The following is a 19,806-nucleotide window of genomic DNA, read 5'->3' on the forward strand; positions in this document are numbered from 1 at the left end:
GAAAAACGCAAAAATCCTTGTCTGAATTCGATTAAACATATCGAACGTTAATATCCTTCCAAAAATTCAAAATCATCCAAACTTTGTTGGGTCGGAATATCTGCCATAGGAGCGGCGACACTGATAGTCATGGCTTGGGTCAATGGCCACTGGCCAACAGATGTGGCGATGTTATCTTGGCTGAGTAATTGTGGATGCCAAATAACGACTTGATAGTGTCCGTCTGCTACTTGTTCTAAGTTAACAGTACCTTGCTCATCTGTCACACCAAAGTGGGGGGTATCAACCACCAACACATGACCACTCATCCAATCGTGGATATTACAGCCCATAGAAATATGCCCAGTTTCATCAAATAGCATCTGTTTTTGGGCATTGTCTTTTTTCAACTTGAATGAAAAACGTTTTGGTCCAGATGCGGAATAGATGTGGTGGGTAATATCATCGTCATTGATAAATTGCAGTTGGTAGCCTTTTTGAATCACGGTGATATAAGGGGTGAATTGCTTGTTGTACTGATGGATCTCAATCGGTTCTCGGATTGTGTCAACCTTGGTCGCCTGGTTGGTGGCATCAGCTTGTAAATACACCACCATGCCTGACATTGGCTCACCGTCAGCGTTATGTACAACGATTTCAGTCGCTGATGCTGGTAACCCTATGGCTGCGATCATCGCGCCAACGAGGGGGATAAATTTTTTGATACCTTTGCTGCCCACAACAACCTCTTATTATGCCGTTATACCAATCCTCATCAGGTCAGTTATCCAGCTTGGATATGACTCACCTGTACCGCTTGAGATAATAGAACGGGGAATCATGATAATTATTTCAAGCTGTTATAAGCGTAGCAAAATATGAGCAATTGTTACTACCTCTGGGTCTACGCATTTTTACCTTCAAAACGCTGACTGGTTTGGTGGCAAAGTCTACCCGCTGCCCACAGTGGCTTTGGATGGCAGCTTGCTGACCGCGTTTACGCAGCAGTATAAAGCCTGCCGGTGTTGAGTAGTCAGTGTTGAGTCGTTAGTGTGGAGTAGTCAGCGTTAAGATGGTCTATGTGGCTGCAATGTCGGCGGTATGGATTTGTTAAAAGCTAGACATAAAAAAAGCAAAACTGATGTTTTGCTTTTTTAGTGAGTGTTTAGCGATTTAGCGTGAGCAAATTAGCTCTCTAGCTTAGCGAGCTCCGCTTTCTGCTCAATGAGCTTATCCATGTCTCGTTGATATTCGGCTTGCTTAGCGCGTTCTTTTTCAATCACGGCTGCCGGCGCTTTAGCTACAAAACCTTGGTTAGATAGCTTGCCTTCAATACGCTTAAACTCGCCGGTCACTTTCTCAAGCTGCTTATCGATACGTGCCAGCTCTTTGGCCACATCAATTAAGCCTGCCATAGGGATAAGCAGTTCCATCTCTCCCACCAGTTGCGTGGTCGACATTGGCGCTTCCTCACCGTCAGCAAGAATGGTCATTGACTCAAGCTTAGCTAAGGTTGCAAAGAAGGTTTGGTTGGCTTCAACACGTGCTTTATCTTGGGCGCTCACACCTTTTAATAGGGCGTTAAGCGGCTTAGATGGGGCGATGTTAAGCTCGGCGCGAATATTACGCACAGCAGTAATAACTTGCTTAACCCACTCAAGATCTTCCATATCTTGGCTGTTAACTTGCTCCGCTTGATATTGCGGGAACTGCGCTAACATTAGGGTATCACCTTCAACGCCAGCTAGCGGCTTAACACGCTGCCAAATGGTCTCGGTGATATAGGGCATCATTGGGTGCAATAAGCGTTGCATAGCTTCTAGGATGGTCACCAATGTATGGCGCGTACCACGTTGCTCTGCTTCAGTACCATTTTGCAGTACTGGTTTAGTCAGCTCTAGGTACCAATCACAGAACTGGTTCCAAGTGAACTCATAAAGGGTATTGGCTGCCAAATCAAAACGGTAGCTGGCCATATGTTCATCAAAGCTCTTCACTGTTTGATTAAACAAACCGGTGATCCAGCGATCCGCCAGTGACAGTTGCATCTCGCCGCCTGCTTGACCACAATCTTGCTCTTCAGTGTTCATCAACACGTAGCGTGAGGCGTTCCAAATCTTGTTACAGAAGCTGCGGTAACCATCTAGACGCTTCATGTCCCAGTTGATGTCACGTCCTGTCGACGCCATTGCTGCTAATGTAAAGCGCAATGCATCGGTACCGTGGGCTTCAATCCCTTCACTGAACTCTTTACGGGTACTTTTCTCAATTTTAGCCGCCAGTTTAGGCTGCATCATGTTGCCAGTACGCTTCTCAACCAAGCTTTCAAGGTCGATACCGTCAATCATGTCGAGAGGATCAAGCACGTTACCCTTAGACTTCGACATCTTGTTACCGGCTTCATCGCGGATGAGACCTGTTACATACACGGTTTTAAAAGGCACCTGAGGTTTACCGTTTTCATCTTTGATGAAGTGCATGGTCATCATGATCATGCGGGCTACCCAGAAGAAAATAATATCAAAACCTGTAACCAACACGTCGGTTGGGTGGAAGGTTTTCAGTGCTTCGGTGTCTTCTGGCCAACCTAAGGTTGAGAAGGTCCATAATGCGGAACTAAACCAAGTATCTAAAACATCGGCGTCTTGGCGCAGTACAACATCATTGCCTAAGTTATGCTTGGCACGTACTTCAGCTTCATCGCGGCCAACATAGACTTTACCCGCTTCGTCATACCAAGCTGGAATTCTGTGACCCCACCAAAGCTGACGTGAAATACACCAGTCTTGAATGTCACGCATCCAAGAGTTGTACATGTTTTCATACTGCTGCGGTACAAACTTAATGTCGCCGTTATCCACCGCTTCCATGGCCGTTTTAGCCATTGGCGCAACCGACACATACCATTGGTCTGTTAGTAGTGGCTCGATAACCACACCACTGCGATCGCCGTAAGGGACTTTTAGTCCGTGGGGATCGATTTTGCCAAGTAGTCCTAATGTTTCAAACTCAGCAACAATGGCCTTACGCGCTTCAAAACGATCTAAACCGGCGTAACGCTCAGGTAGACTGTTATCCAGCTCATTGTTGGCGGTGCCATCGGTGTTAACTACTTCAGCGCTACTACGAATTGCGGCATCAATGGTCAAGATGTTGAACATGGGCAGTGCGTGGCGTTTACCGACTTCATAATCGTTAAAGTCATGTGCAGGGGTGATTTTCACGCAGCCTGTACCAAACTCCATATCAACATAGTCGTCAGCGACAACCGGAATGCGACGATTGACTATCGGCAGTAGAATGAACTTGCCGATAAGTGACTGATAGCGCTCATCGTCTGGGTGCACGGCAACGGCACTGTCACCTAACATTGTTTCTGGACGGGTGGTCGCAACTTCTAGGTAATCTTTACCATCAGCTGTTAACGCGCCATCGGCTAGCGGGTAGCGGAAGTGCCACATGCTGCCTTGCTTTTCTTTGTTTTCGACTTCTAGATCTGAAATCGCGGTGTGTAGCTTAGGATCCCAGTTAACTAGACGCTTACCACGGTAAATGAGGTCATCTTCATACAAGCGTACAAACACTTCTTGTACGGCTTCAGACATACCTTCATCCATGGTGAAACGTTCACGATCCCAATCAACTGAGGCGCCAAGGCGACGTAGCTGCTTAGTGATGGTGCCACCTGAGTGGTTTTTCCAATCCCAAATGCGTTCAATAAAGTTTTCGCGACCTAAATCGTGACGATTAAGCCCTTCTTCCGCCGCCACTTTGCGCTCAACTAGCATTTGAGTCGCAATACCCGCATGGTCGGTACCCACTTGCCAAAGGGTATTTTTCCCTTTCATGCGTTGGTAACGGGTGAGCGTATCCATGATAGTGTCTTGGAAAGCATGACCCATGTGCAAGCTACCAGTGACATTTGGTGGCGGAATCATGATGCAATAGTTGCCCTTTGACGTATCGCCATGGGGCTTAAAGTAACCTTTCTCTTCCCATTGTTGGTATAGAGATTGTTCAATGGATTGCGGGTTGTATGTCTTTTCCATAGGAGCGTGTGCTTCTCAAACTAATTAAATGGTTGTGCTACTGATGATTTTCGGTCGACAACTGAATACCTAAATCGCGGTATTGTCGATAACGATCACGGGCGATCGCTTTTTGGGCATCATCACTAGCAACGAAATCGATAATCTGGGCAAAGTTTACCGCAAACTGCGGTGCTTGGTCTGCAAGATTAATCAGAACATGACGATTTTTATTGGCGCCTAGCTTGTCAAAGCCAATTTCAACTGGCGCCCCGCCTGTAGGGCCTTCGCCCTTTAAGTTATGTGGTACAAAAGCACTGGGCTCAAATTGCCACAATAATTCGTCAATATCATAGGCCTGCTGTTGATCTTGGCAGTGAATATACACCCATTGTTGCTGACTATATGCTTGTTGCGATAGCTGGCAAGCTAATCGATATACGGCTTGTTTGGCTGCTGAAGAATCGGCAGTTGGATTCTGAGCTAGCGCTGGCAGTACATGAAACAAGGCGTTAGGCATAGTGTAGTGTCAATCGCATCAGTTGGGTTAAGTGGCATTTTGCCACTGACGAAAGAGGGGATTTTACACTAAAACGCGGGCTAAGTTCAGCATCTTTTTGGTGGGTGATGACTAAAATGTGCCACCAAGTCATCGATAAAGCAGCGGATCCGCAACGGTGTATGACTGCTGCGTAGATAAAGCGCATGTACCGGCATGGCTAAACCTTGATAGTCGCTAAAAATTTGCTGAAGTGCTCCTTGAGCTATCGCGTGCTCAACCATCCAATAGGGCAGCATGGCAACCCCTTGGCCTGCCATAGCCAACTGCATGATCATATTGGCGTTATCACACTTAATTGCTGGTCTTATGCTGATCTGAGTTGTGGTATTAGATTGGGTGAAGGGCCAGCTACTTAACCTAGGTGACAATGAATAGCCAATGCAGCGATGGCTAGATAGTTCCTGGGGGTGCTTAGGGATACCATGTTGGGCGAAATACTTTGCTGAGCCAACGTATACCGCTTGATTGTTAAATAGCTTGCGCGCTTTTAGGTTTGAATCATCTAGCTCGCCAGCACGAATAACCACATCAAAATCTTCACCAATCAAATCTACATAGTGGTCGCTCAAAGAGATTGCCAATTCAATATCCGGATAGCTAGCGGCGAACTGAGCGAGCATTTCAACCAGTAGCGACTCGGCGAGTGATACCGGAATGGATACCTTTAACCGCCCCGTCGGGGTGACATTGCCTTGTTGAAGCTCAGCTTCAATATCAGCCAGTTTAGTGAGTATTTGCTGACACTGGTTCAGGTACATTTCGCCAGCCGCGGTGAGGCTTAATTGGCGACTAGTACGGTTGAGGAGCTGCACGCCGAGATGCTGCTCAAGTGCCGCGACCTTTTTACTGACGCTGCTTTGTGATACTTGGCGCTCAGCCGCCACAGCTGAAAAGCTACCAAGGGCGACTACTCGTGAAAAATCCACCATAGCATCCAATTTGTTCATGACAATTTACCCACTTTCTTACATTGATATCTATTCTATTTTGGAATAGATACTAGTCTATTAACCCTGTATTTGCGACAAAAAGTCTTGATTATAATGAGTTCAAATTCATCAGTAGTGGGAGTTATCCAATGACACCTGTCGCATTAGTGCTTAGTAGTTTATTAAGTGTTTTCTTCGTATTTGCCGGTTCGGTTAAAGTGTTTGGCTGGCAAAAGTTGATATTTGAAACCCAGTTAGCATTTTTCAAAAGTTATGGCTTTAATAGACAATTCATGGGGTTAGTGGGGGTGATTGAAATGCTTGCGGCACTGGGTTTGTGGTGGCCGCAAACAATCATTGCCGTTATAAGCGCGATGGTGATAGCGACAGTCTCAGCTGGGGCGATAGCGTGTCACTTGCGCTATGACAGTGCCAAGAATGCCATTGCAGCAATAGTGACCTTAAGCCTGTCTGTTACACTACTCGCGCTCAACGAATCACTGGCGCTGTTTTAAGCGCGCTGCATATGTGGCTCAGCAGGGAGAGAATGATTGACGAGCTGCTTAAACTCGTCAATTCTACACGGCTTGTGATACAGGAAGCCTTGATAGCATTCACAACCAATTTTTTTCAGCACCGCTTGTTGCTGTTCTAGCTCAACGCCTTCTGCAATGACGTTAAGCCCTAAGCTCTTAGCCAAGGTTACAATGGTTGCAGCGATGGCCACATCGTTGTCATCGTGCAAGATATCCGTGACAAAAGATTTATCTATTTTTAGTTGCGACAATGGCAAGCTTTTTAAATAGCTTAGGCTAGAGAAACCCGTACCGAAGTCGTCTAGTGAAAAGGTGACACCAATCTCGGCCAACTCCGCCATGATGGCAATGGTTGCTTGGATATTTTCAATGAATATTCCTTCGGTGATCTCCAGCTTAAGTTTGTCTGCGGGGGCATGATATAGGGCTAGCAGTCGTTTTACATCTCGGCAGAATTGATCATCAAGTAACTGCACCGCGCTCACGTTGACAGACAAGGTGAGGTTTTTAAATTTGTCATCTTTTGCCCAGTCTCCGAGTTGCAGACAGGCTTGTTCGAGTATCCACTTTCCTGTTGGGACAATTAATCCGGACTCTTCGAGTAAAGGAACGAACTGGTCTGGTGAAATCATCCCTTTTGATTTGTGGTGCCAGCGCAGCAGTGTTTCAGCGCCAATTAACCCGTGTTGCTGCGAAAACTGCCCTTGATAGTGCAGTTCAAATTGATGATGCCGACAAGCATATTCCAGATCACTCATCATCTGTTTCTTTTCCAGCATGCAATCTAACATGGTCTCGGCGAAAAAACTGACACTATTGCGGCCATTTTTCTTGGCTTGATATAAAGCTAAATCTGCTTGCTGTAGCAGTTCGTCAGTGTTGGAGCGTGCTTCGTTAAATAAAGTGACGCCGATACTTAAGGTCAGCTTAAAGCGCCCCTGATTTGTCAGTAGTGACTGCCTAAAACTGTGCTGAATGTTGTCTGCAAAGACTTGTGAATATTGCTTGGTGGTGTTGATACTATCGGAGATGTGCGGCACAAAAATCACAAATTCGTCGGCGCTAAAGCGGCAAATATAGTCTTCGCTGCCAATGTTAGCTTTTAAGCGCTTTGCGACGCTGATGAGCACCTGATCACCAACAGGGTGACCATGAATATCATTCACCTCTTTAAAATGGTCTATATCAATCAGTAGTAGAGCGGCAAAAAAGCCGGGTTTATCTAGGCTAGTAAAACCGCGGAGTAATTTTTGCTCCAATGATTGTCGATTCGGTAACTTCGTCAGTGGGTCATAGTGGGACAGCTGCTCAATTGTGTGATTTGAAGCGACTCTATCGGTGATATCGATATTGGATCCAATAATGCGGGTTGATTTACCTTGGTTATCTTTAATCACTTTGGCCGAAGCTTCTATATGGCGGATTTCACCATCACCGCGAATAATCCTAAATTGGCTATTAAAGTTCTCACCGGTGGTGATTGCCCGTTGGAAATCTTGTATCGCTTGTGGCAGATCCTCAGGGTGAACGCCATTTTCCCAGGTTTCATACACTGCTTGGGTGGTAGAAGAATCGATACCATATATTCGATACAGCCATTCATCCCAAATCAATAGATCATGTTTTAAATCGTAATCCCAAATACCAATCTGCGCCGCATCAGCGGCAATAGCTAACCTTTGTTGGCTATTGATTAACTCGTCGCGGTTTTCCTTTTGTTGGTGACTGACAATCAAGTAGTCATGACATTCACACTGAAAACGCTTAGTGACCATTTCGTAAAAGTGGCCACAGCCATTGTTTTTACAGGTATAACTGTATTTCGTCATATCCACTTTTTGTTCAATGACTTGATCCAACTGCAGGTGAGCATCTTGGGGGAGAATAGCGGCGTTTTTGTCTTGCTGTTTTAATAGGTTTAAGTAATTAGCGCCTACCCACTGTGAAACTTGTAAGCCTTTAAGGCAGGCAAATTGTTGCCATTTTTGATTGGTCATCACAATCACGCCATAGAGATCTAAAATTGCAGCCGGGTAGGGGAACAGCTCCAAAATGCCGTTAAATTCTGTGATTGGGGGCTGGGTAGGTCTGATTATTCTCATTGTCACTAATCCTTTAGCTGCAAAACTCTTGGGTGCTCACACAAGTCCAGTGGCGTCCGTGCTGAAATGACATCAAACAGTATTATTGAGTTTAGTTTATGGTTGCGCTTTTCGCTTTACTTAGTGGAAAATATTGTTTGCAACTTCATGTTTAGCGGTAGCTGCTGCTTTGGGGCGGAAGCTTCAAAGTGTGACTGAATATACATAGTTTACATAAAGGCTTAGCGCAGTTTCTAATTTGACTAGCCATTGGCTAAGTATGCTGCTAAATTCGCCAACTTAAGCTAAATGATATTTACTGATATAAGTAATTAAGGAGATTTGATGATTGTTGTTAGCCTTAACTGGGCAACAAACGCACGTTAATTGACACGGTTTTGTCCTGTCGACAAAGTCGTTAACTGCTGCATATTGCCCGGTCATTGAGATAACTAATACCGGGGAACTTACCTAATTTAAGTATCCCAGAATGTAATATTCAGGCGCTTTGCGCTGGGGTCACCATGACAAAATTCGATCGTTTCGCGTCAATTCGCGCGAACAAAACAACAACCGTAACGAAAACCACAACAACATCAGCATCTGCAAGTAGTGCCGCTTTGACATTGCAGCAATTGGGCTGGAATAGCGCGTTGCAAACTCAGCTTGCCGAGATAGAGCTAAACAACAGCATTGATACTCAGACCGGTATTTTGGCCAGAGTGACTAGTCATCATCGCCAACACTACCAGCTGTTATCTCCCCAAGGCGAGCACAAGCTAAACATGCATCCTCAACTGCCTGCAATGACGGTTGGTGACTGGGTGATGCTTGATTCTGAACAGCAGTTCTTACAGCTGTTTGAGCGACAATCATTGTTTAGCCGTAAGGCCGCAGGCAGTAAAATTGCGCAGCAATTGATTGCCGCCAATGTTGACTGGGTGTTTATTGTCTCGTCACTCAACCAAGACTTTAATCTTAACCGTATTGAGCGCTATTTGGCACTGGTCAATGAGGCGGGCGTTACCCCTGTGGTAGTGCTGACAAAACAAGACTTATGTGCCGACACGCAAGCCTACATCACTCAGTTAAGGCAGCTCGATAGTCAATTGCTTATTGAAACGGTTAATGGTCTTGATAGTGCAAGCGTTGCTGTACTTGCCAGTTATGCAAGCCGGGGTAAAACGGTTGCGTTAATTGGCTCTTCGGGTGTGGGTAAGTCGACCTTAGTTAACAGTTTGCTTGTGAAACCATCGCAACAAACCTCAGGGATTCGAGAAGATGACGCGAAAGGCCGCCATACCACCACCGGTAGATCGCTACACTTTACCGCAGGGGGCGGGTTACTTATCGACACCCCAGGGATGCGCGAGTTGCAGCTGGCAGACTGTGAACAGGGCGTGAACCATACTTTTGCAGATATCACGGCGTTAGCTCAGCAGTGCCGCTTTGCTGATTGCAGCCACCACAACGAGCCCGGTTGCGCCGTGCAACAGGCAATAGTACAAGGGCAAATAGATGAGCGCCGGTTGGTGAGTTATCAAAAGCTTTTGCGAGAGCAAGCGCTTAACGGTGCCACAATCGCGCAAAAACGTGCCCATGGTAAAAGCTTAAGTAAGATGTACCGCCGTGTTCAAGATGATGCGCGCAGTCATAAACGCGGTTAACGCCGCTTAGCGGGTTCAAATTATCGTCAACTTTATAGCCCCACAAGTTTAAACTTGTGGGGCTAATTTTCTCTTGGACTGTCATTTATCTGTCTCATTGAACAGTTAGATTTATTGTCAAAGTGGCGATAAAGTCTTGAGAATAATGGCTAAGTTTTCGTTTGAACATGCATTTGAGATCGATACGCTAAAACGTTTAGTGGCTAAGCATCAAAACCACTTCAGGCATCAGTCTTTATTGGATCTGCATTACCGCGGCACGCCTTTGTCTTTAACGGCCATAGAGCTAGGCAATCAACATCATTGCCCTACAGTGCTATTTGTCGGTGGGGTGCATGGCGTTGAGCGAATCGGCGCGCAAGTGGTGTTGGCTTTTCTCAATAATTTACTTAATAGACTGCCTTGGGATACACATCTACAACAGCTATTACGCCATGTCAGAATTGCTTTTCTACCTGTGGTTAATCCGGTGGGTTTTTTGCGTGGCAGCCGTGGTAATGGCAATAATGTCGACTTAATGCGCAACGCCCCCATAGACTCTGAACAACCAGTGACTTTCATGGTGGGTGGGCAGACATTTTCCCCCAAACTGCCTTGGTACCGTGGCACAAAAGTGGAGGCGGAAACTCAAGCGGTTATCGATTATGTGCAAACCCTACAACAGAGCAGTAGTAGTTTAGTGTGTTTAGATGTGCATTCTGGCTTTGGCATGGTTGATCACATCTGGTTTCCCTATGCGCATTCAAAGCAACCCTTTGAGAATGCCGGTTATATCTACCATCTAAAGCAGCTGTTTGACAAAGGTTACCCGCACCACGGCTACTATCGTTTTGCGCCGCAAAATCACTTTTATCAAACCCATGGTGACATCTGGGACTACCTGAGTGTTGCTAACAGCAGCGATAGCTTGTTTATTCCGTTAACTTTAGAGATGGGCTCGTGGGCGTGGGTGCGCAAAAATCCACGGCAAATTTTCAATTTCCCTGGCTATTTCAATCCACAAAAGCCCCATCGTCATGACCGTATTTTGCGTCGGCACTTGATTTTGATGCAGTTCTTGATGGAGTCGGCATATGCTAACGTATTGGAAAAGCTACCTGCGCAATCAGTTATGGCACTTAATCATGATGCGCAGCGGGTGTGGTACCGTTAATTCACTCAGTGCTTAGGAGCTACAATGATGCAAGTGGTGTTGCTGCGCGGCCTAATGCGAGACCAACGTCATTGGCATGGTTTTGAGCAGCGGCTTATTGATGCAGGTTGTCAGGTTTTGAGTGTCGACGTGCTGGGTAACGGCCACTATTACCGGCAGCGCAGCCCCTTGAATATTGATGAATACGCCGAGCAAGTTGCCCGGCAAATACAGGCGCACTTTCAAGGTCAAAGTGTGCCTCAGCTGACCATAGTGGGTCTATCAATGGGAGGGATGATTGCACTGCGTTTAGCCAAGCAGCAACCACAGATGATAAAGCAGGTTGTGCTGCTTAATAGCAGCGCTGCTAATCTCTCCGGCTGGTATCAACGCTTTCGGCTCGATCGGCTAATCGCTATTGGCGCAGCCCAGTGTTGGCGACATGTAATACAACAGCTTAACGCTAGAGGGAGTGCAAAAAAGGCCAGCCCAGTAGAGCGATTAGTGTTGGCACTGACCAGTCTAAAAGCGGCGAATCAAATAGATTATATTCAGCAATGGTCACAGTGGCGGACCGAGCGACATTGCCACTTTTTTAATGGTGTCAGGCAGATAATCGCCTGCGCTAAATTTAATGCCCCCAGCGCACTTTCTTGCCCAATCTATGTGATGGTGGCTAACCAAGATGCTTTGGTGATGCCCAGTTGCAGTGCTGCCTTAGCCCAATTTTACCAAACCGAGCTAGTAAAGATTGACTGCTGTGGCCATGACATCAGTTTAGATCAGCCGCAAATACTGCTACGAAAACTCCTGCAGTATCAATAATCCTGCCGATGTTCTGTTTATTTTTGCTAAAAAGTCTAGATATACAGATTGCTAAGGCTGATAAATATGGCGCTAGTTTAAGTGCGGTACAGCACCTTGACCACATGCCAGCCAAATTTGGTCTTTACTAGGTGTGGGGTAATTAGCTCACCGGTAAAGCAAACTTTATCAAACGCCGGTACCATTTGGCCCTTTTTAAACTCACCTAGGCTACCGCCTTTTTTGCCCGACGGGCAGCTAGAGTGCTTTTTGGCAAGCACATCAAACTTAGCGCCTTTATTGAGTTTTTGAATGATCTCTTCTGCGAGTTCTTTGTGTTTAACCAATATATGCAATGCTGCAGCGGTTCTTGCCATAATAGTGAAAGCCGTATTGAGCGATAGTGAGTGATCCGCTAATTATATCAGTAAAAAGCTGACCACTGCGATGTAGGTGGGGATTTTCATTAGGGTGGAATAAGCGAAAGGTTTAATTGGTAGTCAATTAGCAGTCACTAACCTCTGCATAAATGGCTAATATTGATTAAACTGCAAAAATAATTACCTAGTTTGCATCTTTTTGGCGAGTGGATCGTCATTAGCACTAACTATGGCTAATGCCTGCAATGACCGGGCGTATGAATAAGCCCACGTGTATTTACCCAAGAGGTTATGCTATGCAGCAAGTCGCATCGACGGCGTTTAAACAGTACCAGCAAGAATTGCTCGCTTACATCATTAAAAAGATTGGCCACCGAGATGATGCACAAGATATTCTCAGTGGTGTTTTCGTTAAGCTGCTACAACAGCAGACTCCGCCCAACTCGCCCATTGCTTGGCTATACCAAGTGACTAAAAACGCGATTATTGACTATTACCGCACGCGCAAGCCCAACGAGGCCTTGCCCGAAGATCTACTGCAAGAGGTCGAGAAAAGTGATGCTTTTCGCGATATGAGTGAGTGCATGCGACCGATGATCATGACCTTAGATGATAAGTATCAACACGTGCTACTGCTAAGTGAGTTGGAAGGGTTCAAACATCAAGCTGTGGCGGACCAGCTTAATCTCAGTTTACCGGCAGTCAAATCTCGAGTACGTCGTGGACGCCAATTGCTGGCAAGCAGTATTCAAGGTTGCTGCGCCCCAGTAGTTAACAAAAGTGGCCGCATTGATGACTTTGATACTGAGCAGGCAAATTGCAAGGGGTGTTAAATTAGCGGCAATTATTTGCATCTTTTTTGGTTGTGCTTCGTCTATCTAAGTAAGACTCACCATGCTATTGAGCTAACTTAATTAAGAGAGACCTATGCAACCAACCAACGCCAAAAACTACACAGACAATGCAGCTTGCTGCGCAGCTACCACAGATAAACAGCCAAGTAGCAACAGTTGCTGCACGTCTAACTGTTGTGACACAGATAATTGTTGTCAGGCAGATTGTTGCACGGACCAACAGTGCTGCACACCCGAATGCTGTCAGCCTGACTGCTGTGATCAACAGTGCTGTGCTAATGATGATTGCTGCACCGATGGCTGTTGTCCCGAACAGGCCAAGTGCTGTGCATAACCATAATCGATAATTCCCCATTTACTGCTCATTGAGCGGTCATACGGCAACCCACAATGGCTTAACGCTATTGTGGGTTGTTTTGTTTAACAATTAATTCTATTATTATCGAAATATTGCTAATACAGTTGAGTTATAACAATGGATATTGAAGTTGTTGCCAAGGCCCTCAAAGAGTTAGGTCATCCCACCCGCTTAGGGATTTATAAGCGCGTTGTTCGTGCTGGATATCAAGGTGTGGCAGTTGGTGATATACAGCAGCAACTGTCTATTCCTGCTTCGACACTCTCTCACCATATCGCCAGTTTAATGTCGGCTGGATTATTATCGCAGCGTCGAGAGGGACGAACCTTATATTGTGTTGGTGAGTTCGACAACCTAGAGCAAGTGATCGGCTTCTTACAGGATGAGTGTTGTTTTGATGAGCAAAACTGCAACTAACCCTTTGTTAAAGTTGAACTATGCTAACTTGTTTGGTGTGATATACGGGCACCAAACATCACTTCGTTACACTTCTTTTCGCAGTAAAAACAAAATAATTTAACCATATCAAAGCATTAGGTTGTTCTTTTATCGCCGCCATCAATGCATATTAGATTTTTTAATAAATATTTCCATAATTCTGGAATTATGGGTTGACTTGATATTTTTCAGGAGTATTATTTCGACAAATATCGAAATAAGTCGATAAACCGTACTAAGTCAGATCAAGGTGGGAAAAGTAATGAGTCCTGAAACATTAGCCATGGCCTACGAGGCCGCAGATATGTTTGTGTTTTTAGCGGTAGAGCTAACACTGCTATTTTTAGCGATTAGCTATTTAGTGGGCGTACTACAGATGTACATTACGCCTGAGAAAATTCAAACCATTTTAAGTTCAAAAAATGGCAAAGGGTATGTGATTGCGGCTTTATTAGGTTCAATTACACCGTTTTGTTCTTGCTCAACAATCCCTTTCTTAAAAGGATTACTGCGAGCCAAAGCTGGGTTTGGTCCTATGATGGTGTTCTTGTTCTCAAGCCCACTACTTAACCCCATTATTATTGGCTTGTTTGTCGTGACGTTTGGCTGGCAGGTAGCACTATTTTATTTTGCTGTAGCCTTGGTTGTGTCAATTATTGCTGGTTGGGCACTGGAAAAACTGGGCTTTGAACGTTATGTCAAACCAGAAGCGTATGAAGCAGCGGGTGTGAGTGGTTGTAGCGCTAGTACTGGCTGTGGCGAACCTAAGGCAAAAGCTGTTGCTTCCACTGCGTGTTGTGGTGAACCACAGCCAAAGGTAAGCAGCTGTGGTGATTCGGCCAAGGCTCCGCTGTCGGCATCGGTTGCAGAAAGCTGCTGTGGTGATTCAGCTAAATCGACACCTACGGCAACGAATTGCGCCGCTGAAGACGCTAAGCCACAGGCCGCACAATCATGTTGTGGCAGTGAAGATGCACCAAAGGCTACACCGAATAAGTGGCTGGCGTTATGGCATTCAACCTGGAAAGATTTTAAACAGGTGCTGCCGTACTTATTGCTTGGTATTACGTTAGGCTCATTTATTTATGGCTTTATGCCAACCGAGTTAATCGTAAAATATGCGGGTGATGGCCTATGGTATGCGATTCCTGTTGCAGCCGTTATCGGTATTCCGCTGTATATTCGTGCAGAAGCAGTGATTCCATTGAGTGCTGCTTTAGTGAAAAAGGGCATGGCGCTGGGTTCAGTTATGGCATTGATTATTGGCAGTGCAGGGGCAAGTTTGACTGAAGTGATTCTATTGAAATCGATTTTCAAGAATCAAATGATCATTGCCTTTGTTAGCGTCATATTAACCATGGCCATTGGCGCCGGGTTTATGTATCAATGGTTGTTTAGCTAATTAGCCGCTTAGTTAGCGTAAACGTAAAGCGTCTGTGGTAACACAGGCGCTTTTTACATTTTTAGCATTGGCTTGTAGCACTGCTTCGCCGTTTCCTACCAGCACTTCATTCTAGTGCTTCATCTTAGTCGTTCATCTCAACACTCAATCTCAGCACTTCATCTTAGTGTTTCATCTTAGCACTTCATGTTAGTGCTTCATGTTATCAGTCAGCCTGTAAGCAAAGCTAATAGGTGTTAATTGTACCTCACATAGTCAATTCGGCAATAATTCAACCAAGCCAACGAGGCAAACAATCACATTGAGGACAACACTATGAAAAAGACACTACTTGCTATCGCACTTGCTACTACCGCTACTGTTGGCATCGCCAATGCTTGTACCACCGCAGTTTACAACAATGGTGAAGCGCAGCTAACCATGCGCACAATGGATTGGTTTGGTCATGACCAAGCGGTTGTTGTCGGCACAGGTGCTGGTATCGACACCCAATACAGCGCCACTGACGGCGTAGCGACTCGCAGTAAGTTTGCTGCGCTTAAAATCGAATCTTTCAACCCAGGCATCGTCGCTGAAGCCATGAACGAGCAAGGCCTAGAAGCACGCATTTTGTATCTTGGCACTGGCGCAGGTACTGAGTTTGCGCAAGACCGAGCTGACACTAAAAATGTTGACGCAGGCATGGTGCCTACTTGGGCAGTTGATAACTTCAGCTCAGTGACTGAAGTCGTTAGCGCCCTGCAAAGTGTAGATGTGCTACCCACAGCGGTATGTGACTTACCAAATCATGAAGGTGAATGCATTTACCCACCAGTACACTACCAGTTTGCCGATGCGCAAGGTAACACTGCGGTTGTTGAGTTCATCAAAGGTGAAATGAAGATCTACACGGGTTCAGGTTCAGCTTACATGAGCAATGACCCAGCATTTGATGAGCACTTAGCGTTGGACGAGCAACAAGCTGAGGCGGGGTCGACTATCTTGCCATCAGACCGTCGCCTACGTGCCAAATCAGTGATTGCTGACATGTATGAGCGCAATGTGACTGATGCGACTAAAGCACAAAATTCAATGAAAGCTGTAGGTGCGACCGCATTTGCAGGCTACGACCAAATTGATAAATCGGTTAACGATGTCTTCCCAACATTGTGGACCAACTACACCGACCGTGATGCAAAAACTTGGACATTCGATCGCTACGACACCTGGGCTGTCGAGCACTATAGCTTCGATATGTTCAACAACGACGAAGCCAAGCGAGTTGTACTGGGTGCTCACCCTGCTAACAAGTAGGCAGCCATAGTCAGTAAAGCACCGCCTAAGGCGGTGCTTTTTATTACTCAATCATGAGAGAGTGCAACATGAAAAAACTAATGATCTTAGGCTTATTGTTAGCCAGTACTTATGCCAGCGCGGTTGATCATCAACAGACCTATCAAACCTTTGTCGATACGCAGGGCAACATTAGCCTACCTAGCGATTATTTAATGCAGGACTTTGTCCACGTTGGCAGTAACACCGTTGCCGACCCGCAAACGCAAACCTTGCTTAATATCAATGCCACCTATGTACAAAAATCGGCGTTGCAGGAATATAGGCAAACTGGGCAATGGCCCGATGGCACCATGATTGTCAAATCAATCAAATTTGTATCAGACAAAAAGTCACTGTTGTCAGGCGATGTGCAGCATCAAACAGATCGTGATATTGAGTTTGTGATGATTAAAGACCGTGTTGGCCGCTTTCAAAATACTGCCAATAAAGCCGTATGGGGTGAAGGGTGGGGCTGGGCGCAGTTTACAGACCCCAAAGATCTAAGCCGCAACACCAATGACGATAGAAATTATTGCCAAGGTTGCCATATGCCACGCAAAAATACTGACTGGTTGTACACAGATATTTATCCGTTGATGCAACGCTAAGTAGGGCGGGTGGTTAGGTTTACTCGGTTAACTCATCGACCAGCCAGTTACCAGCCACCCCTAAAGATTGGGTCCAGCAGATCTCAACGGGCCATTCGAGTGCCCCCTCGACAAAATCGACTTGCAGCTCAACTAAACGTTGGCGTAATTCGCTGTGTAGCAGTTTTTGTGGATATAACGCGAACCCCATTCCTGAGCAGGCTAGCTCAGTGATTTGATACAGGCGGTCGCAACTGACCACTTTGGGGCTGTAACGCAGCGATTCTATTAACTCAGGTGTGGCAATATTGCCTTCACTGGGTAGCAATTGTTGGTATTGGCTCAAATCGGCGCTCGAAAGCTCGCCGCGACGTTTTGCCAATGGGTGGGTTGGGGCGGCCACAAAGCACCAATTGATCTTGTCGATAATTTTTGATTCCACACCCCGTTTAGGCTCAAGGTTAGCCGGGGCGATGGTAATGTCAGCTAACTTCTGTTCGGGATTGGGCTGCAGGCTTGCCACTTCACTATCCACCAGGTTTATCTGTAGCTCAGGGTAAGCTTCACTAAGTTGATGCAGTACTTGCTGAAATCGCGGAAAGAAGGTCAAGCCGTGCAAGGCAATGGTGAGGCTAGGTTCAACGCCTTGTTTTAATGATTGTGCTTTAAGTTCAATAGCATTGAGACGAGGCAGCAGCTCTTGTGCTTGAAAGTAGATAGCTTTGCCCGCAGCGGTCAGTATCGGCGTTTTGCCTGCAACTCGATCAAACAGGCTCAGATCTAAATCAATTTCCATATTGTTGATCATCTGATTGACCGCAGAGGCACTGACACCTAGATTGCGTCCTGCTGCGGAAAATGAGCCACTATTGGCGACTTCAACTAGGTAGCGTAATCGCTCGGTCGTCATTAACATTTTGCTGCTCTCTTTGGTTGCAATGACTCAATTAAGCCACCTAAGCAATAATTTAATATGAATCGCTGTAAATGCAACAAACTATTTAAATTGTGAATAGTAGCTGCCTTAGTAATAGCGCGACTTGAATAGATAATACTCGCAGACGTTCCATCATTGGTAATGACCAAACTGCGAGGTTTATGATGCAAAAGTTAATCCTATTGGCACTCGTTGCCACCGTTTTGGCGATGACTAGCGGTTGCGCCCAACGAAGTGACACTGGCTCTAGCGTGACTCATCGGGTACACAATCAACACTTAGGTTGTGACTTTGCTTGTCAGCGTATGAAAGATGAGCTTATTCGGCGTGACATTGAAGATAGAATCATCCTAGAAGATGCACTTGACCCACACGATGGGGCAGAGCTGTACTAAATTTGGCTTAGATATTGAATTTCATTGATTAATGGACAAGTATTTTTGCACAGAAGCTGCTTTTCGCGTTAGCTTATTAGCCTATAGTACGTCAGCAGTGCAATATTGATTGGCAATGCAGGATTGAGGAAACACCACATGGATCCGCAAGCGTTTAAAGCTTATCGGCGTTTTATCGTTAAGTTGGGCAAGATGCTGCACAAATACGGTAGCCCATCATTTCGATTAGAGTCTTACCTGATTGAGGTTGCTAATCATTTTGGGCTCAATTCGTCGTTTATCTCAACACCCACGTCAATCATTTTCATGTTGCGTACTAGCGATCAAGAAGATGAATATCACCATGCGGTACGGATGCAGCCGGGCGAGATCGATATGGCAGCATTGTCGCTGACCGATGAAGTTGCAGCGGCATTATTAGCGGGCGAAATCAGCTTGGCGGCCGCCGATCAACGCCTTGATGAAATCGACATGATGCAGCCGCCTTACGGTAAAGTGCTCACCTTATTGGCGTATTGTTTGGCATCGGGCGCGTTTGCCATGTTAATGGGCGCCAGCGTGTCAGAGATTGTCTGGTCCAGTTTGTTAGGCGCACTCACTTACATCGGTATTTTGGGGTCGCTGCAATCTGATCGATATTTAGCGATGTTAGAACCGGTCACGGCATTTGTGTCGGGTTTAATTGCCTGTGCTATCGGCTATTATCTCGACCCAGGTATTAATATCCCCATTATTGTGCTGTCATCAATCATTATTTTGATCCCCGGTTTATCGCTTACCATTGGCTTGTCTGAGCTGTCATCGCGCAATTTAGTGTCGGGCACGGCTAGGGTGATGGACTCGATTATGCAGCTATTTAAGTTGTTCTTTGGCGCATTTCTAGGCATTAGCTTGGGCTTTGCGTTATTTGGCGAGAACGTCTATCAAGCCGGTGAGTCACTACCCTATTGGGGGCGCTGGCTTGGGGTTCTGTTTTTAAGCTTAGCCTTAGTGCCCATATTCCGGATTCGGATCAAACATATCCCGTGGGCGGTTGTAGGGGCGTTTATTGCTTTTGGCGTCACGGTTTGGAGCTCACAATATGTCACCCAAGGCGTGGGATCATTTTTGGGCGCATTCGCGCTTGGGGCGTTTGCAAATATCTTCAGCCGTATTGCCAATCAGCCGTCCAGCATTGTGGCCATGCATGCGTTAATTTTGCTGGTGCCCGGCTCGAAAACCTACATGGGGTTAGATTCGTTTATTTCCGGTAAAGATCTGGTCAATACACAAAACATGGGCCCAGAGGTGTTTATTATCTTCATGTCGCTGGTGGCGGGATTGATTTTTGCTAACGTGATAGTCCCCACACGTAAGGCATTGTAAACACCACACGAATTTAATAGGCATAAAAAAACGGCCAAGGTGCACGCACCTTGGCCGT

The 19,806-nt window shown here is 45.9% G+C and carries 18 protein-coding genes; 11 read left to right on the forward strand and 7 right to left on the reverse strand.

Annotated features, from left to right (window positions below):
• Positions 1-47: 47 nt before the first annotated feature.
• From FLM48_RS04640 to FLM48_RS04655, 4 genes are all read right to left on the reverse strand, one after another.
• On the reverse strand, positions 48-719 hold the full coding sequence (locus FLM48_RS04640; RefSeq protein WP_256871056.1) for a hypothetical protein: 672 nt from the start codon (positions 717-719) through the stop codon (positions 48-50).
• Between the two features lie 447 nt (positions 720-1,166).
• Positions 1,167-4,028 carry a valine--tRNA ligase gene (locus tag FLM48_RS04645; protein ID WP_028773216.1) on the reverse strand — a complete coding sequence of 954 codons (2,862 nt, stop codon included), beginning with the start codon at positions 4,026-4,028 and terminating at the stop codon, positions 1,167-1,169.
• Between the two features lie 37 nt (positions 4,029-4,065).
• Positions 4,066-4,527, reverse strand: coding sequence for a DNA polymerase III subunit chi (locus FLM48_RS04650; RefSeq protein ID WP_028773217.1), 462 nt, complete (start codon positions 4,525-4,527; stop codon positions 4,066-4,068).
• Between the two features lie 86 nt (positions 4,528-4,613).
• The gene (locus FLM48_RS04655; protein WP_179023787.1) at positions 4,614-5,516 is read right to left on the reverse strand and encodes a LysR family transcriptional regulator; all 903 of its coding nucleotides are present in this window, start codon (positions 5,514-5,516) and stop codon (positions 4,614-4,616) included.
• Positions 5,517-5,647: 131 nt separating this feature from the next.
• On the opposite strand from FLM48_RS04655, the gene FLM48_RS04660 reads away from it, so the two are divergent.
• Complete coding sequence (locus FLM48_RS04660; RefSeq protein WP_179023789.1) at positions 5,648-6,013, forward strand: DoxX family protein; 366 nt, start codon at positions 5,648-5,650, stop codon at positions 6,011-6,013.
• Here the strand turns inward: FLM48_RS04660 and FLM48_RS04665 are convergent.
• Positions 6,010-8,136, reverse strand: a complete 2,127-nt coding sequence (locus FLM48_RS04665; RefSeq protein ID WP_179023791.1) for a GGDEF domain-containing phosphodiesterase — start codon at positions 8,134-8,136, stop codon at positions 6,010-6,012. The genes FLM48_RS04660 and FLM48_RS04665 overlap by 4 nt on opposite strands.
• Before the next feature lie 503 nt (positions 8,137-8,639).
• On the opposite strand from FLM48_RS04665, the gene rsgA reads away from it, so the two are divergent.
• The 3 genes from rsgA to FLM48_RS04680 all read left to right on the forward strand — a co-directional run bounded on the left by rsgA (position 8,640) and on the right by FLM48_RS04680 (position 11,739).
• Positions 8,640-9,782 (forward strand): ribosome small subunit-dependent GTPase A, encoded by a 1,143-nt coding sequence (rsgA, locus tag FLM48_RS04670; RefSeq protein WP_179023793.1) that lies wholly within the window; start codon positions 8,640-8,642, stop codon positions 9,780-9,782.
• A 145-nt stretch (positions 9,783-9,927) separates the two neighbouring features.
• The gene (locus FLM48_RS04675; protein ID WP_028773221.1) at positions 9,928-10,935 is read left to right on the forward strand and encodes a DUF2817 domain-containing protein; all 1,008 of its coding nucleotides are present in this window, start codon (positions 9,928-9,930) and stop codon (positions 10,933-10,935) included.
• A gap of 24 nt (positions 10,936-10,959) precedes the next feature.
• On the forward strand, positions 10,960-11,739 hold the full coding sequence (locus tag FLM48_RS04680) for an alpha/beta fold hydrolase (protein WP_179023795.1): 780 nt from the start codon (positions 10,960-10,962) through the stop codon (positions 11,737-11,739).
• A gap of 77 nt (positions 11,740-11,816) precedes the next feature.
• Here the strand turns inward: FLM48_RS04680 and ppiC are convergent, their stop codons facing one another.
• Complete coding sequence (ppiC, locus tag FLM48_RS04685) at positions 11,817-12,095, reverse strand: peptidylprolyl isomerase PpiC (RefSeq protein ID WP_028773222.1); 279 nt, start codon at positions 12,093-12,095, stop codon at positions 11,817-11,819.
• Between the two features lie 260 nt (positions 12,096-12,355).
• Between ppiC and FLM48_RS04690 the strand changes: the two genes are divergently transcribed.
• The 5 genes from FLM48_RS04690 to FLM48_RS04710 all read left to right on the forward strand — a co-directional run bounded on the left by FLM48_RS04690 (position 12,356) and on the right by FLM48_RS04710 (position 17,072).
• The gene (locus FLM48_RS04690) at positions 12,356-12,931 is read left to right on the forward strand and encodes a sigma-70 family RNA polymerase sigma factor (RefSeq protein ID WP_179023797.1); all 576 of its coding nucleotides are present in this window, start codon (positions 12,356-12,358) and stop codon (positions 12,929-12,931) included.
• 496 nt (positions 12,932-13,427) lie between these two features.
• Positions 13,428-13,727 carry a helix-turn-helix transcriptional regulator gene (locus tag FLM48_RS04695; RefSeq protein ID WP_028773224.1) on the forward strand — a complete coding sequence of 100 codons (300 nt, stop codon included), beginning with the start codon at positions 13,428-13,430 and terminating at the stop codon, positions 13,725-13,727.
• 283 nt (positions 13,728-14,010) lie between these two features.
• Positions 14,011-15,150, forward strand: a complete 1,140-nt coding sequence (locus FLM48_RS04700) for a permease (protein ID WP_179023799.1) — start codon at positions 14,011-14,013, stop codon at positions 15,148-15,150.
• Between the two features lie 315 nt (positions 15,151-15,465).
• Positions 15,466-16,443 carry a linear amide C-N hydrolase gene (locus FLM48_RS04705; RefSeq protein ID WP_179023801.1) on the forward strand — a complete coding sequence of 326 codons (978 nt, stop codon included), beginning with the start codon at positions 15,466-15,468 and terminating at the stop codon, positions 16,441-16,443.
• Between the two features lie 68 nt (positions 16,444-16,511).
• Complete coding sequence (locus FLM48_RS04710) at positions 16,512-17,072, forward strand: cytochrome P460 family protein (protein WP_179023803.1); 561 nt, start codon at positions 16,512-16,514, stop codon at positions 17,070-17,072.
• A 19-nt stretch (positions 17,073-17,091) separates the two neighbouring features.
• On the opposite strand, the gene FLM48_RS04715 is transcribed toward FLM48_RS04710, so the two are convergent.
• A complete protein-coding gene (locus tag FLM48_RS04715; protein ID WP_179023805.1) occupies positions 17,092-17,967 on the reverse strand; it encodes a LysR family transcriptional regulator in 876 nt (291 codons plus the stop codon).
• 182 nt (positions 17,968-18,149) lie between these two features.
• On the opposite strand from FLM48_RS04715, the gene FLM48_RS04720 reads away from it, so the two are divergent.
• Together FLM48_RS04720 and FLM48_RS04725 are read left to right on the forward strand one after the other, a co-directional pair.
• A complete protein-coding gene (locus FLM48_RS04720; protein WP_028773229.1) occupies positions 18,150-18,383 on the forward strand; it encodes a hypothetical protein in 234 nt (77 codons plus the stop codon).
• A gap of 138 nt (positions 18,384-18,521) precedes the next feature.
• A complete protein-coding gene (locus tag FLM48_RS04725; protein ID WP_028773230.1) occupies positions 18,522-19,748 on the forward strand; it encodes a threonine/serine exporter ThrE family protein in 1,227 nt (408 codons plus the stop codon).
• Positions 19,749-19,806: the final 58 nt, after the last annotated feature.

Origin of the sequence: Shewanella sp. Scap07, assembly GCF_013394145.1 — a bacterium.
Taxonomy (GTDB): Bacteria; Pseudomonadota; Gammaproteobacteria; order Enterobacterales; family Shewanellaceae; genus Shewanella; species Shewanella waksmanii.